Genomic DNA, 15,005 nt, shown 5'->3' with positions numbered 1-15,005 from the left:
TTTAGACAAACTTCATACTTTTTTCGGAAAAAAGCGCCAGAATTCACCAAGAGCAGCGTTTCAGCGTTTTATCCTTCTTCAATTGTCTAAAGCATCCTGCCCGGCAGGTGCGGTCTCCTGAGCAGCATCCGTGGTGCCTGCGGCGGGATCTGTGGCCGTATCCGCTGCCGCATCCGTGCCGGTTTCGGTCTGGGCGGGGGCAGTCTGGTCAGCGGGGGTGCTGTCTGCAGCGGTCTCCTGCTTGCCGATGGTGCCATCCTCATTCAGGGTACCATCCTGCATGGCGAAGTAGGCGTTGGCAATGTCCACCACCAGATCGCCGGTTCGGGCACCGTAGCCGCCGTACTCAATGGTAATGCCAATGGCGATCTGCGGGTCATCGGCGGGCAGATAGGCCACCATCATAGCGTTCAGGTAGTGCTTGCCCGGGGCGTAGGTCTCACTGCGCTGAGGGGTGCCGGTCTTACAGGCAATGGCAATGGGGTAGCTGCTGATCTTGCTGTTGGTAATGGTGCTGGGCACCTGCCGCATCCCCTGCCGCACCAGCTCAAAGGTGTTGCCGGTACCCTCGATGATATCCATCACCTCGGGCTGAGTCTCGCTGATTACCTCGCCAGTGTTGGAATCCAGGATTGCCTTGACAAAATGAGTGCGGTAGCGGGTTCCGTTGTTGGCCAGCGTTGCAGCATAGGTGGCCAGCTGGATGGGCGTGACCACCGTGTTGCCCTGACCGATGGCTGCCTGAACGTCCAGCGACTCCATATAGTTGGAGTCGTTCTTGGAGGTCAGGTGGCCCACAGCCTCACTGACCTCCACACCGGTGCGCTGACCCAGGCCCAGCTTATAGGCGTAGGCATCGTAAACATCACTGGTCAGGCGGCGGCCCACATCGTAGAAGAAGACGTTGCAGCTCCACTTGATGGCCGTGACCACATCAATGTTGCCGCTGTGGCCATGGCGGGTGCAGCGGGGGCTGTACCCTTTATAAAAGGTGTACACGCCGTTGCAGAATACCGTAGAGTACTGGTTGATGAGCCCGGAATCCAGCGCAGCCACTGCCACGGCAGGCTTGAAGGTGGAGCCGGGGGTGTACAGGCCCTGCAGCGCCCGGTTGAACAGGGGCAGACTCTCATCCGCGCTGTACTCGCTGTACTGGGTGGCATACAGGTTCTGGTCAAAGCTGGGGTAATTGGATGCGGCCAGCACACTGCCGTCCTTCACATCCAGCACCACGGCGGCACCGGCGGCGGCTTTCATGCTGCCGGTGTTGTAGACCCGGTTGATCATGTCGATGTTCTCGGCCAGTGCCTTGTCCACCGCCTTCTGGAACCGGCTGTCGATGGTCAGCTGTACGGTGTGGCCCGGCTCGGGCACAGTGGTCAGGGCCGTATCCACAATGACACCATCGGAGTTGCGGGTGATGGTCTCCACGCCATCCTTGCCCCGCAGTTCGTCCTCATAGGCCGATTCCAGGCCCGAGATGCCGATGATGTCGTTCATGTTGTAGCCTTTTTCGCGCAGGGGGTAGCTGGTCTGGCCGTTTTCGTCGGTCACCTTCCACTTTTCAGCGGTGATCTTGCCCACCCGGCCCAGCACATGGGGCAGCACCGTGGATTGCTCATAGCTGCGGGTACTCGTTTCCACGATCTCCACCCCCGGCAGCGAGAGGCTGTGCTCCTTGATGGTCGCCACAGTGGCCTCGCTGACGTTTTCCGCCATGATAAAGTTGTTCACATTGGAAAACGCCTGCAGCTGCATCTCGTAATGGATACCGCCCAGCGTGCGCTGCCAGCTCAGCGGATAGCTGGCAAGGTCGTAGTCCTCCACCAGCTTCTCCATCACATCATTGGCCGTTGCATACTGCTGTAAACCAAGATTGTCCTTCATGGCGGCAAGGGCTTTCTGATCCCTGGTGCTGCCCTCTTCGGCGGTAAAGGTATAATTGCCCGCTGCATCCGGCTGGCTGATGAGCAGAGTATCGTTCCAGCTCTCACCGTTGGCACGCAGCAGCTCGACGATCTTCTGGAGCATCCCGTCCAGATCTTCGTCTCCCATCAGCAGCTTGTTGAGCACCACGTTGTAACCCGTGACGCTGGTGGCAATGCGCTCCCCCCGGCTGTCCACAATGTCACCGCGTGCCGCCGTGACCGTAAACTTGTAGTCGGTGGTGTTGGTGGCCTGGGATTTGAAATCGTCCCCGTTGACCAGCTGCAAAAAGATGAGCCGCAGCCCGTACAGCAGCATCAGGATGCAGGCGGCGGCAACGAGAACACGCATCCGCCGGATGGCGGTTTTCCGTTCTTCTTGGTTCATGGATTCTCCTTCCGGCGCGGGGTGCGTTACACCACGCCGTTGTCGATCTTAAATTCTTCGTGGATGCGGCGCACGACCCCGAACAGAGGGAAGCAGACGGGCACCGAGAGCGCCGCCGTGGGCAGCACAAACCACAGCCAGCGGCTGGCCGCGCCGCTGTAACCGGGCATATAGTAGAAAAACAGCCAGTCCAGCGTGAGCACCAGCAGGGCGGCAGCAGACGCAATGAGTGCAAAGTTTGCGGCCGAATTCTTGAAGTAGAGCTGCATCACCGCCGAAACGGCAAAGCAGAGCAGCAGCAGCTCCAGCGCCAGCATGCCCACGGTGCGCCCGGCCAGCCAGTCCCACATCAGGCCGCAGACCGCCCCAAAGACAGCCCCGGCGAACTCGCCCTCAAACACGGCGACCGCCAGCGCCAGCGGCAGCAGCCAGAGCGGCTTTGCCGCCCCGAACTGGAACAGCCCGGGCGTGGTCTGCAAAACAGCACAAAGAAGGCCCAGCAGCGCATAGCAGATCCATTTGACGATCTGGCCCCGGCTGCGTTTCCGGCGTGATTCCATCAGGGTCCCTCCTCAGAAACTGGTAATGATGAACGCATGGCGCACCGTGCGGGGGTCGGTACCGGGTTTGATGACGGCAATGGTCGATTTGCCGCTGACCTCGGGCACCAGTTCCTGTACCACGCCCACCAACAGGTCAGCCGGGAACACCCCGCCCAGCCCGGTGGTGACCACCTGGTCGCTTTTCTCCGTCAGGGTGTTGCGCGCAAGGTTGGTCAGCACGCACAGGCCATCGGCGGCATATTCGGAGCTGCCGGTGACGATGCCGTTGTCACGGGTGCGGGATACCACGCCCGCCGCGTTGAAGTTGGGGTGAAGAATGGTCATCACCTTGCAGCTGGTGGGTTCAGCCTCCACCACCATGCCCAGCAGGTAGCCCTGGTCACTGACCACGGCATCGTTGACGGCCACGCCATCCAGCGTGCCGCGGTCCAGTGTGAAGCCATAGAAGGAATCCAGCGGGTCACGGCCAATGACAAAGCTGGAAAGATAGCTCATCTCTGGCCGCTGGCTCTGGATGCTTTCCAGTGCCTTGTAGGCCTGGTTCTCGGCCTTGACGCGGTCGTAATCCACCATCTGCTGGCGCAGCTCGGCGTTTTCGGCCTTGAGCGTCTCGTTCTCAGCCATCACGTCATCGATGCTGGTGTACTTTTCCCACAGGGAGGCCACGCCGCCGCTGACCACAGCAGCCACTTTCTGGAATGGAGCAGCCGCCACGCTCAGCAGCTCCTGCGGAGCGGCAGTCAGGCGGCCGTTGGCACCGGCGTAGGCCATGATGCCCACCAGAAACACCGCGATGCCCACCAGGATCTTGAATTTCCAGGTATCGAAAAAATCTTTCACGGGGTTTTCCTCCGATTGCAAAAGGGCGCGGACAGCCCAGAGCCGTCCGCACCCTCTGTTACATCGTTACATGTGAGCTCCATCGGTGTCCAGCACGTCGTGCAGAACATCCACATGATCCAGCACCGCACCGGCACCCTTGGCCACGCAATCCAGCGGGTCCTCCGCAACATGGACATCAATGCCGGTCTCGCTCTGGATCAGCTGATCCAGGCCCCGCAGCAGGGCACCGCCGCCGGTCAGGGTGATGCCGTGGTCGATGATATCGGCACTCAGCTCAGGCGGGGTGCGCTCCAGGGTCTCCTTGATGGCGCTGGTGATCTTGACCAGGCACTCCAGCAGGGCCTCGCGCACATCCTCAGAGTGGACGACGATGTTCTTGGGCAGGCCGTCCACCAGGTTGCGGCCCTTGATCTCCATGGTCATCTCGGGGTCCATGGGGTAGGCCGAGCCGATTTCGATCTTGATCTGCTCGGCGGTACGCTCACCGATGAGCAGGTTATACTTGCGCTTGATGAAAGCGATGATGGCCTGATCGAACATATCACCGGCCATCCGGACGCTGCGGGAGGCCACGATGCCGCCCAGAGAGATGACTGCGATCTCAGCGGTGCCGCCGCCGATGTCCACGATCATGCTGCCGGTGGGTTCGCTGATGGGCAGGCCCGCGCCGATGGCAGCGGCCATAGGCTCCTCGATGACGGAGACCTGACGGGCACCGGCCTTGAGGGTCGCCTCACGCACAGCGCGGCGCTCCACCTCGGTCACGCCCGAGGGAATGCAGATGACCACGCGGGGGCGGGAGAACATGCTGTTGCCGCAGGCCTTTTTCAGGAAGTTTTCCAGCATATTTGCCGTGATATCGAAATCGGCGATGACACCATCCTTCAGGGGGCGGACTGCCACGATGCTGCCGGGGGTACGGCCGATGACAGCCTTTGCCTCAGCACCCACGCAGCGCACCTCATCGGTCTTGGTATCCACAGCCACGACCGAGGGTTCCCGCATGATGATGCCCTTGCCCTTCATGTAAACCAGGGTATTGGCAGTACCCAGATCAACGCCAACGTCCTTTGACAAAAAACTCATAATGAAGCTCTCCTTCGTATTTCCGGTCTATTCCAAAACGCACAGCAGTCCAAACTCCACAGGGTTTGACCGCCTATCGCAGAATAACACGTTTCTATTATAGCCGCAAGTCAACGTTTTCTCAAGCGTTTTGTCAAGTTTTTCCGTATTTTTCATTTTTCTGTGCGTTCCGCCGCGTAAACTGTCAGAACTGTTCAAGCAGGCGGACCGTCCGGCTGACGGGCAGGCCCATAATGGTGTAATAATCACCCTCAATGGCATCCAGCCAGACCGCCGCGCGGCCCTGGATGGCGTAGGCACCGGCCTTATCGTAGGGCTCCTCTGTAGCGGCGTACCGCTCGATCTCCTCCTCGCTCAGCGGGAAAAAGGTGACCTTGCAGGTATCCACAAAGCTCTCGGTGCGGGTGCCATCGGAAACGCAGACACCGGTGTGCACATAGTGGGTCGCACCGGACAGCGCGCGGAGCATCCTTCTGGCATCGTCCGGGCTGTGGGGCTTGCCGAACACCTCGCCGTTCACATCCACCACGGTATCGCAGCCCAGCACCACGGCACCGGGGTGTTCCTTGGCCACAGCAAGGCACTTGCCCCGGGCAAGCTGTTCCACCAGCCGGGCGGGGGTATCCGCCGTCACGGCATCCTCGTCAAAATCGCTGACACAGACGGTAAAATCCGTCGTGTACAGGCTCAACAGCTCTTTCCGTCGGGGGCTCTGGGAAGCCAGGATCAGATCTTTCATACGCTTCACTTCCCCGTTGAGCCAAAGCCGCCCGCGCCGCGCTGGGTATCCCCCAGTTCGGCCGCCTGAGCAAAGGCAGCGGTATACACCGGTGCAATGCAGAGCTGTGCCACACGCTCACCGGGCTGGATGGTATATGCCTCGGTGCCCAGATTGATCATGGGCACCTTCAGTTCCCCGCGGTAGTCACTGTCCACCACGCCCACGCCGTTTGCCATGCACAGGCCGTGCTTGATGGAAAGGCCGCTGCGGGCATAGACCAGCGCCACAGCGTGGGGGCCGGGCAGCTCGATGGCAAGGCCGGTGGGCACCAACGCCCGCTGCATGGGGGCCAATGTCAGGGGCTCATCCAGCACGGCGCACAGGTCGGCAGCCGCCGCACCCGGCGTTGCATAGGCGGGCACCTTGGCCCGGGGGTCCAATACTTTATAGTTTACGGTGATCGGTTCCATAGTATACCTCTTGTTAAAGTTATATTCGGGCGTGTTCCGGGAGCTTTCTCCTCGGACACGAAACGGGCCATTCCATCGCCCGCCCTACTGCCTGCGGCAGCAGGGTCCCACCCCAGCGGACGGTCCTCGGAGAAACTCTCGGCTCCCGCCCGGGGAAACTGCATCTTTAGTTGGTTCCCTTGAAATAAAGTCCTCTTGTAAACTCTCCCTCAAAGGGTGCGTGGACACGGATGCTGTCCAGAATGGCGGCTGCTTCTTCCCGGGATTCCAGTGTGAAGTAGGCCACACCGTAGTCCACAGTCAGAGCACCGGGCTTATCACCCATATAAATAGGTACGGGGTTATAGATCGTCCGCACGCCCATGCCGCAGCGCACCGGGAACTTTTTGGCCTTGCGGTCGGTCAGTTCCCCTGCTTTATTGCAGTGGGCGCAGTCATGGATGTTCTGCAGCGGGCAGGCACGGGTGACCATCAGCGGCATGTGGCCATAGACCAGCACACCGGTGGGCACAGGCTTGCCGTTATGGGTGGGGGCAATGGTGCTGATATCGCTGTCCTTGACTTCGGGCAGGATGAGCACACTGTTCAGGCCATGGTCGGCGTAGAACTGCGCCGCCATCTGGTTGGTGACGTTCAGGCCGAAGCCGCCGGTCATCGGCAGGCCACGGCAGAGCCGCAGGTGGGCGATGTTGCTTACCTCATAGCCCGCAAAACCCGCATCCTGGGTAGCGGCAATGCGGCGGGCGGTGTCCTCCTCCAGCGCACCAAACATCACGCGCGGCAGCTCCAGAAGGGTCTTCTCCCGCCACTCCCGGGGCACCCGGTCGGCCTGGGCAATGGGCAGGATGAGATACTCCACCCCGCTCAGGGCCTGCTCCGGCACCTGCTCCCAAGCTTCAAAGCGGGCGCGCAGGGTGCGGCGGGGCAGCAGAGTGCGCAGGGGCAGAGCATCCGGCTCCGCCTCGTGTACCGGCCAGGGGCGCAGGACCTCCCGCTTTTTCAGCAGGGCCTCCAGCGCATCCCGGCGCAGCTCGTTCACGGCACTGCCCGGCACGAACCAGGGACCGCCGTCCATCTCCACATCGATCTTTTCCACCGCAAAGGGGGTGCCGCCCGTCTTGGAAAGGCTGCGCTGCAGGCTCTCGGTGGGGTCGGTGCGGGCAGGCTGCGGTTCCGCATCGCCGTAGGCAAAGGCCTTGTTGCCGTCCGCGTCGGTCACGGTCAGCTTCTCGCCGCCCTCTTCGATCTCCAGCCTGAACTGCACCGGCACCCGGCTGCGCTCGCGGCGGTAGAGCTCGCGCAGGGCAGGCAGGGTCTTTTTGGTCAGCTCCGCATCGGCTTCACTGCGCACGCCGAACATGGTGCCGTCGATCTTTCCATCCAGATAACCGGAGGTGAAGCCGGAGCGGCTGAACGCATTTTTCAGCAGGTCACGGTCGTAGGCGCGGCCCTCGCGGCCTGCCAGACAGGCACTGACCGCCGCCGCCACATACTCCGGCGTGCGCAGACGGCCCTCGATTTTGGCCGATGCCACGCCGACGGCCTGCATCCGATCCAGCTTGTCGATGACGGAATTATCCTTCAGGGAAAGGTGGTGCAGACGGCCCGGCTTGCCCTCGGGCAGCGGGTTCGCCTCAAAGGGCAGGCGGCAGGGTCCGGCGCAGGAGCCCCGGTTGCCGCTGCGGCCGCCCAGGAAGGCAGACATATAGCACTGGCCGCTGACACACATGCAGAGCGCGCCATGGACAAAGCACTCGGTCTCGACGCCGCAGTGCTTTGTGATGTGCTCCACCTCGGGCAGGCTCAGCTCACGGGCCAGCACCACCCGGGTAAAGCCCAGTTCCTTCAGCTCCAGCGCGCCCTGCAGGGTGTGGACGCTCATCTGGGTGGAGCCGTGGCGGGGCAGGTCGGGGGCGATCCGCCCGATGAGCTGCGCCACCGCCAGATCCTGGCAGATGACCGCATCCGCGCCGCTCTCGGCCACAGCCTTCACGGCAGCGGCCAGCGCGGCCAGCTCCCCGCCGTAAACGGTGGTGTTCAGTGCCACGTGCACCTTGACACCCCGCGCATGGCAGAACCGGACTGCCTCCTTCAGGCTGTCCGCATCAAAATTTCCGGCCCCTGTGCGGGCATTGAAGCCCGAAAAGCCCAGATATACCGCGTCCGCACCGCTGAACACCGCAGCGCGAAGCATCTCTTCACTGCCCACCGGGGCAAGGATCTCGATCTTTGGCATAATACTCCCTTTGTTCCGGCGCGCTCACCGCGCCCCCATTCACGCTTCCGTCTTTGCTTCCCGGTCGGCCTTCTGCTTGGCCTGCAGGCGTGCCAGCTGCTCCCGCAGGGCATCGTTTTCACGCCGCAGCGTTTCATTTTCCGTTCTCACCTTATCCTCAGCCAGCTTTGCCCTGGCGGCATCGGCAATATAATCCTGGATCTGGCTGCGCATATTCTCGGCGCTGCCGGTGCTCTTTTTGTATTCATCCAGATAATCCATGGCGCAGAACACCGCCGCCTTGGTCACCGAAAGGTTTTCGTTGGTGTCCAGCAGCTTGGTGATATCCTCATCCAGCCGTTTGGCCAGAGAGGCGATATACTTTTCGGAATCCGTCGTTGCGATCGCATAGGGCGCGCCCGCAATGGTCACTCTCACTTTATTAACCATCGTATCCTCACTAATAATTACTCTGAGCGGAGTTTGTGGCCGAGTTTCCTGCCCCGGCGCACGCTTTTGCCCCCGCCGGGACAGCCGTTCACTTCTTATTATAATATAAATGCGTGCCAAGAGAAAGTGCTATTTTTGAATTTTTTGCATATTTACCAGAAAGATTGTGATAAAAATGTCAGTTACGGCAAAAATCGGCATTTTTCCTTGCTTTTACGAATAGAACTGATTATAATGTTCTTGTTGTGGTAACAGGGAGAGGGAAAGAGGAGAAATTCCCTGTTGCGATATTTCAAAACAGCACAAGTGTGTGTGCGGATAGGAGTTCCTTATGACTACAAAAGAATTTGCAAAAATTCTTCAGGACAAGCTGACCAGCGAGTACGGCGTGGATCTGAGCGTTGCTTCCAAGCAGCAGATCTACCGCTCTCTTGCCCTGATCTGCCGTCAGATGATGAGCGAAAACCACAAAAAGTTCCAGTCCAAGGCCATTGGCACCGGTACCAAGCAGGTATACTACCTCTGCATGGAGTTCCTGATGGGCCGCAGCCTGAAGATGAGTCTGTTCAACCTGGGTCTGGAAGATGTTGCCCAGAAGGTGCTGGCTGATGCCGACATCAACATCGAAGGCATCTTTGAGGAAGAGCCCGATGCAGGCCTGGGCAACGGCGGTCTGGGCCGTTTGGCAGCCTGCTATCTGGACGGCATGGCCACCACCGGCATCTGCGGCACCGGCTACTCCATCCTGTACGAGTACGGCATTTTCAAGCAGAAGATCGTGGACGGCTGGCAGCAGGAGCGCGCTGACAACTGGCTGCCCGGTGGTCAGGTCTGGCTGAAGAGCCACCCCGATCAGGCCATCGAGGTCCGCTTTGACGGCGAGATCCGCGAGAACTGGGATCACGGCTTCCACTATATCCAGCACACCAACTACAACAGCGTTATGGCTGTGCCCTCCGACATGTATGTGCAGGGCTACGACGGCAAGGGCGTTGCCAAGCTGCGCCTGTGGCAGGCCAAGGCTCCTGACTTTGATATGTCCAGCTTCTCTCTGGGCAACTACAACACTGCCATGAGCAAGAACGCCAGCGCCGAGCTGATTTCCAAGGTGCTGTACCCCAACGACAACCACATTGAGGGCAAGATCCTGCGCCTGCGCCAGCAGTACTTCCTCTCTGCCGCATCCATCGGCGATATCGTGCAGAACCACCTGTCCACCTACGGCACGCTGGAGAATCTGGCCGACAAGGTCGCCATCCAGCTGAACGACACCCATCCCACGCTGGCCATCCCTGAGATGATGCGCATCCTGCTGGACGAGTGCGGCTTTGACTGGGATAAGGCCTTTGAGATCTGCCAGAAGGTCTTTGCCTACACCAACCACACCGTTATGGCCGAGGCTCTGGAGAAGTGGAATGTGGACATCTTCAAGATGACCCTGCCCCGCATCTACCAGATCGTGGTCGAGATGAACCGCCGTGCCCGCGAGGAGCTGGAGAAGGCATTCCCCGGCGACGAGGGCAAGATCAACTACATGGCCCTGATCGGCGACAACCAGGTCCGCATGGCAAACATCTGCGCCTACACTGCCAACAGCATCAACGGCGTGTCCAAGCTGCACAGTGAGATCATCAAGGAGAGCGTGTTCCACGATTACTACCTGTTCAAGCCCCAGGCCTTCAAGAACGTGACCAACGGCATCGCTTACCGCCGCTGGCTGCTGGCCTCCAACCCTGAGCTGTGCAAACTGCTGGACGAGACCATCGGCGAAGAGTACAAGCACGACGCTTCCAACCTCTCCAAGCTGAACAAGTATGCGGACGACAAGACCGTGCTGAAGCGCATCAACGAGATCAAGCTGAACAATAAGAAGAACTTTGCCGCCTATCTGGAGAAGAGCACCGGCCAGGTCATCGACCCCAATTCCATCTTCGACTGCCAGGTCAAGCGGATGCACGAGTACAAGCGTCAGCACCTGAACGCCCTGAACATCGCCGCTCAGTATCTGTATCTGAAGGAGAACCCCAACGCCGACTTCATCCCCAAGACCTATATCTTCGGCGCAAAGGCTGCCCCCGGCTACTACATGGCCAAGCAGATGATCCGGATGATCTGCAAGCTGGGCGACCTGATCAACAATGATCCCGCCGTGCGCGACAAGCTGCGCGTGGTCTATCTGGAAGAGTACTGCGTCTCCCTGAGCGAGCACCTGATGCCCGCTGCCGAGGTCTCTGAGCAGATCTCTCTGGCTGGCACCGAGGCTTCCGGTACCGGCAACATGAAGTTCATGCTGAACGGTGCCATCACGCTGGGTACGCTGGACGGCGCAAATGTTGAGATCGCCGATGCCGCCGGCAAGGAGAACGAGCTGATCTTCGGCATGCTGACTCCCGAGGTCAACAACCTCAAGCAGGTGGGCTACCACCCCAGCGCCTTCATCATGGGCGATGACGTGGCAAATGCCACTCTGAACTTCCTGGAGCGCGGCTGGAACGGCGAGGACTTCCACGAGGTCACCGAGAACCTGCGCACCAGCGATCCTTATATGGTCATGGCCGACTTCAAGGATTACCGCCGTGCTCAGGCCGACCTGCAGCGCCTGTATGCTGACCGCGAGAAGTGGGCACAGATGAGCCTGAAGAACACCGCCAACAGCGGCATCTTCAGCGCAGACCGTTCTGTGCTGGATTACGCCCGCGATATCTGGCACGCTTCTGCTGTGAAGTAATTGGAAAGGTTAACCCCCCAGTCACCTACGGTGACAGCCCCCCTAGTAGTGGGGCCTCTGGCGTTACGGGAAGTTTTACAGCTTTTCCTTTACGCACAGACTTCACCGTTCTGCCAAGGCCTCCCCTACTAGGGGAGGTGGCAATGCGAAACATTGACGGAAGGGTTTAGCACAAATATATCTCTGCCCCGGAGCCATTACGGAACCGGGGCTTTTTTTGAGAAAGGAACGACCCCACTTGTCTTGTCTGTTCAACAGTTTTGACCCCTATTTCAAGCAGCCCTTTGGTGCGGTGCGCGCCGGGCAGACTGTCCGGCTGTCGCTCTGCATCCCCGAGGAGCTGGGCTATGTAGACCCGCACCTTGTCCTGAAAAAAGAGGGTAAGTTCGATGTTCCCGTCTACTACCGGATGAACTTCGATGGCCAGACCCCCAGGCAGAACCACTTTTCTGTAGAAGTGCCTCTGAATGACCCGGGCCTCTACTTCTACTACTTCGACCTCTACACCGACTTCCGCCGCATCGTGCGCGGCCCCGACAACTGCGGCGTGATCAGCTGGCAGGATGGCGAAAGCTGGCAGATCACGGTCTATGAGCAGGACTTTGAGACCCCCGAAAGCATCAAGGGCAAGGTGTTCTATCAGATCTTCCCGGACCGCTTCTGCGAAGGCGTGGAGAACAAGCCCATGCCCTTTGCCGACCGCATCTATCAGGCCGACAAGCACGCCGAGCCCTTCTGGCAGCCCAACGAGGTGGGTGGCCACCTGAATGAGGATTATTTCGGCGGCGACCTCAAGGGCATCCAGCAAAAGCTCCCTTACCTGCACGAGATGGGGGTGGATTTCATCTATCTCAACCCCATCTTTGAGGCCCACTCCAACCACCGCTACAACACCGCCGACTACCTGAATGTGGACCCCCTGCTGGGCACCAACGAAGATTTTGAGGCACTGTGCACCGCCGCCCAGAAGTACGGCATCGGCATCGTGCTGGACGGTGTGTTCAGCCATACCGGCTCCGACAGCCGCTATTTCAACCGCGAGGGCCGCTATGGCGAGGGCGGCGCGTACCGGGACCCCAACTCCCCTTACCGCTGCTGGTACGATTTCGGCCCCCAGTACAAGGGCGGCTACCGCAGCTGGTGGGGCTTTGAGACCCTGCCCGAGGTCAACGAGGAGACCCCCTCCTATGTGGAGTTCATCACCGGCCCGGGCGGTGTCATCGACACCTGGCTGCGGCGCGGCGCGGCAGGCTTCCGGCTGGATGTAGCCGATGAGCTGCCCGACGAATTCATTGAGAAGGTGCGCGCCGCCGTCAAGCGGGTCAGCCCCGAAAAGTTCCTGCTGGGCGAGGTGTGGGAGGATGCCACCACCAAGTTCGGCTTCAACAAGCGCCGCACCTATCTGCTGGGCAAGGGCCTGGACAGCGTGATGAACTACCCCTTCAAGAACGCCGTGCTGGATTTCGTCAAGGGCAAGCCCGCCGAGCAGGCCATGACGGAGATCCTGACCATCTGCGAACACTACCCTGCCCCGGCCATGGACACCGCCCTGAACTTCCTCTCCACCCACGACACCGAGCGTGCCCTGACCGTGATTGCTGACGAGCCCGCCAATGGCCGGGGCCGCGCGTGGCAGAGCGGCCGCTGTGTGACCGGCGACGCCTATGAGGAGGGCCTGCTCCGCCTGCGGATGGCCTACGCCATCATCTACACCCTGCCGGGTGTGCCCTGTCTGTACTACGGCGACGAGATCGCCATGCAGGGCTACCGGGATCCCTTCAACCGGGCTTTCTTCCGGTGGGATGCCCACGAACAGCGCCTGCGCCCCGTGCTGGCACAGCTGGCACAGCTCCGCCACACCTGCGAGGCCTTCCGCACCGGCCAGCTGCGGGTCCTGCGTGCCGAGGACGGTATCCTGCACTACCAGCGGGTGGGCAAGGTGGAGACTGCGGAGATCATCGTCAACCGCACCGAACATATCATCGTGGAGACCCTTGCCAGCGGCAAGAGCACTGAGGTGAATCCCATGGGCTTCACCATCGTGGTGGAAGAGGTGGGGCATAACCCGGACCACAGCTACTATGATTATGTATAAGGAGACGGATTAAACCTCTCCGTCATCTTCGCTGACGCGGCGAAGCCTGCGACTGAGAGGTTGGACAGAGCAGCACTCGCCCTTAAATAACAACATATTGTCATTTCCACGTCTTTGTTATATAATAAACGAAGAAGGAGGGATGTTCGATGTCCATTGACCCCATTTTCTGGCTCCTTGCCGCCGTCGGTTTCCTGGCGCTGGAGGGCATGACCTTCAGCATGGTATCCGTCTGGTTTGCGGCAGGCAGCGCGGCAGCCCTGCTCTGCTGCCTGTTCACCCACTCGTTCCGGGTGCAGGCGGTGGTGTTCATTGCGGTCAGCGCGGTCTGCCTGCTGGCATTCAAGCCGCTGGCCAAACGGCTGCACAAGCAGCCCACCCCCACCAACGGTGACCGCGCCCTTGGCCGGGAGGCCCGGGTGCTGACCCCCGTTTCTGCCCAGCAGACGGGCCGGGTGCGGCTGGATGGCGTGGACTGGAGCGCCCGCTGCGCCACCCCCGGCGATACCCTGACCCCCGGGCAGGCCTGCCGGGTCACCGAGATCCACAGCACCCTGCTCATCGTGGAACCCATCCTGACCGAATCCATCAACCACTGAAAAAAGGAGCGTCTCTATGCCTATCATGCTGTTCGTGATCCTCGCGCTCATCTTTGTCATCCTGCTCATCGTCGTCACCAACATCGTCATCGTGCCTCAGTCCATGGTGTACGTTGTGGAGCGTCTGGGCAGCTACTCCGACACCTGGTCGGCCGGCCTGCATGTCAAGATCCCGTTCATTGAGCGGATCGCCAAAAAGGTCAGCCTGAAGGAGCAGGTCGCGGACTTCCCTCCCCAGCCTGTGATTACCCGCGATAACGTTACCATGCAGATCGACACCGTGGTGTTCTTCCAGGTCATGGATGCCAAGCTCTACACCTACGGTGTCAACCAGCCCATCGCAGCCATCGAGAGCCTTTCCGCCACCACCCTGCGCAACATCATCGGTGAGATGGAGCTGGATCACACCCTGACCAGCCGCGATGTCATCAACGGCAAGATCACGGCCATCCTCGATGAAGCCACCGACAAGTGGGGCATCAAGGTCAACCGCGTGGAGGTCAAGAACATCATCCCGCCGCGCGAGATCCAGGAAGCCATGGAGAAGCAGATGAAGGCAGAGCGCGAAAAGCGCGCCGTCATCCTGAAGGCCGACGGTGAGAAGCAGGCCGCCATCACCGCCGCCGAGGGCGAAAAGGAAGCCGCCATCCTCCGCGCCGATGCCGTCAAACAGCAGCGCATTCTCGAAGCTGAGGGCGAGGCGCAGGCCATTCTCGCGGTGCAGAAGGCCAACGCCGATGCCATCCGCCTGCTGAACGAGGCCATGCCCAACGACAAGGTGCTGGCTCTGCGCAGCCTGGAGGCACTGGCCAAGGTCGCCAATGGCAAGGCCACCAAGATCATCATCCCGTCGGAGCTGCAAAATCTGGGCGGCGTTGTACCCAGCATCAAGGAGCTTCTGACCGACCCGAAAGAGGACTGA

General features: G+C 60.3%; 12 protein-coding genes. 4 read left to right on the top strand and 8 right to left on the bottom strand.

Going from position 1 to position 15,005, the window contains the following annotated elements; genetic code table 11:
• Positions 1-78 precede the first annotated feature (78 nt).
• From MTP42_RS04960 to zapA, 8 genes are all read right to left on the bottom strand, one after another.
• On the bottom strand, positions 79-2,313 hold the full coding sequence (locus MTP42_RS04960; protein ID WP_249258088.1) for a peptidoglycan D,D-transpeptidase FtsI family protein: 2,235 nt from the start codon (positions 2,311-2,313) through the stop codon (positions 79-81).
• A 26-nt stretch (positions 2,314-2,339) separates the two neighbouring features.
• Positions 2,340-2,873 carry a rod shape-determining protein MreD gene (gene mreD, locus MTP42_RS04955; protein WP_098922735.1) on the bottom strand — a complete coding sequence of 178 codons (534 nt, stop codon included), beginning with the start codon at positions 2,871-2,873 and terminating at the stop codon, positions 2,340-2,342.
• A 12-nt stretch (positions 2,874-2,885) separates the two neighbouring features.
• A complete protein-coding gene (mreC, locus tag MTP42_RS04950) occupies positions 2,886-3,716 on the bottom strand; it encodes a rod shape-determining protein MreC (RefSeq protein WP_099357213.1) in 831 nt (276 codons plus the stop codon).
• Between the two features lie 66 nt (positions 3,717-3,782).
• On the bottom strand, positions 3,783-4,805 hold the full coding sequence (locus MTP42_RS04945) for a rod shape-determining protein (RefSeq protein ID WP_005932353.1): 1,023 nt from the start codon (positions 4,803-4,805) through the stop codon (positions 3,783-3,785).
• A 184-nt stretch (positions 4,806-4,989) separates the two neighbouring features.
• Entirely contained in the window at positions 4,990-5,544 is a 555-nt protein-coding gene (locus tag MTP42_RS04940; protein ID WP_005932346.1) for a Maf family protein, read from the bottom strand.
• A 5-nt stretch (positions 5,545-5,549) separates the two neighbouring features.
• Entirely contained in the window at positions 5,550-5,996 is a 447-nt protein-coding gene (dut, locus tag MTP42_RS04935; protein ID WP_035394001.1) for a dUTP diphosphatase, read from the bottom strand.
• A 166-nt stretch (positions 5,997-6,162) separates the two neighbouring features.
• The gene (locus tag MTP42_RS04930; protein WP_249258087.1) at positions 6,163-8,232 is read right to left on the bottom strand and encodes a U32 family peptidase; all 2,070 of its coding nucleotides are present in this window, start codon (positions 8,230-8,232) and stop codon (positions 6,163-6,165) included.
• 39 nt (positions 8,233-8,271) lie between these two features.
• Positions 8,272-8,661, bottom strand: a complete 390-nt coding sequence (gene zapA, locus MTP42_RS04925; protein ID WP_005932333.1) for a cell division protein ZapA — start codon at positions 8,659-8,661, stop codon at positions 8,272-8,274.
• Positions 8,662-8,992: 331 nt separating this feature from the next.
• Between zapA and MTP42_RS04920 the strand changes: the two genes are divergently transcribed.
• The 4 genes from MTP42_RS04920 to MTP42_RS04905 all read left to right on the top strand — a co-directional run bounded on the left by MTP42_RS04920 (position 8,993) and on the right by MTP42_RS04905 (position 15,005).
• Positions 8,993-11,389, top strand: a complete 2,397-nt coding sequence (locus tag MTP42_RS04920) for a glycogen/starch/alpha-glucan phosphorylase (protein WP_227622435.1) — start codon at positions 8,993-8,995, stop codon at positions 11,387-11,389.
• A 238-nt stretch (positions 11,390-11,627) separates the two neighbouring features.
• Positions 11,628-13,484 (top strand): glycoside hydrolase family 13 protein, encoded by a 1,857-nt coding sequence (locus MTP42_RS04915; protein ID WP_249258086.1) that lies wholly within the window; start codon positions 11,628-11,630, stop codon positions 13,482-13,484.
• Between the two features lie 149 nt (positions 13,485-13,633).
• Positions 13,634-14,083, top strand: coding sequence for an NfeD family protein (locus MTP42_RS04910; protein WP_005932324.1), 450 nt, complete (start codon positions 13,634-13,636; stop codon positions 14,081-14,083).
• Between the two features lie 16 nt (positions 14,084-14,099).
• Positions 14,100-15,005 (top strand): SPFH domain-containing protein, encoded by a 906-nt coding sequence (locus tag MTP42_RS04905; RefSeq protein WP_005932322.1) that lies wholly within the window; start codon positions 14,100-14,102, stop codon positions 15,003-15,005.

Origin of the sequence: Faecalibacterium sp. I2-3-92, assembly GCF_023347315.1 — a bacterium.
GTDB lineage: Bacteria > Bacillota > Clostridia > Oscillospirales > Ruminococcaceae > Faecalibacterium > Faecalibacterium duncaniae.
The sequence above is the reverse complement of the archived record's forward strand: the minus strand, read 5'-3'. Positions and strand labels throughout refer to the sequence as shown.

Bases quoted from the DNA above. Each gene is read 5' to 3' on its own strand.
- MTP42_RS04960 (WP_249258088.1), bottom strand. From the start codon at position 2,313: ATGAACCAAGAAGAACGGAAAACCGCCATCCGGCGGATGCGTGTTCTC.
- mreD (WP_098922735.1), bottom strand. From the start codon at position 2,873: ATGGAATCACGCCGGAAACGCAGCCGGGGCCAGATCGTCAAATGGATC.
- MTP42_RS04945 (WP_005932353.1), bottom strand. From the start codon at position 4,805: ATGAGTTTTTTGTCAAAGGACGTTGGCGTTGATCTGGGTACTGCCAAT.
- MTP42_RS04940 (WP_005932346.1), bottom strand. From the start codon at position 5,544: ATGAAAGATCTGATCCTGGCTTCCCAGAGCCCCCGACGGAAAGAGCTG.
- dut (WP_035394001.1), bottom strand. From the start codon at position 5,996: ATGGAACCGATCACCGTAAACTATAAAGTATTGGACCCCCGGGCCAAG.
- MTP42_RS04930 (WP_249258087.1), bottom strand. From the start codon at position 8,232: ATGCCAAAGATCGAGATCCTTGCCCCGGTGGGCAGTGAAGAGATGCTT.
- zapA (WP_005932333.1), bottom strand. From the start codon at position 8,661: ATGGTTAATAAAGTGAGAGTGACCATTGCGGGCGCGCCCTATGCGATC.
- MTP42_RS04920 (WP_227622435.1), top strand. From the start codon at position 8,993: ATGACTACAAAAGAATTTGCAAAAATTCTTCAGGACAAGCTGACCAGC.
- MTP42_RS04910 (WP_005932324.1), top strand. From the start codon at position 13,634: ATGTCCATTGACCCCATTTTCTGGCTCCTTGCCGCCGTCGGTTTCCTG.
- MTP42_RS04905 (WP_005932322.1), top strand. From the start codon at position 14,100: ATGCCTATCATGCTGTTCGTGATCCTCGCGCTCATCTTTGTCATCCTG.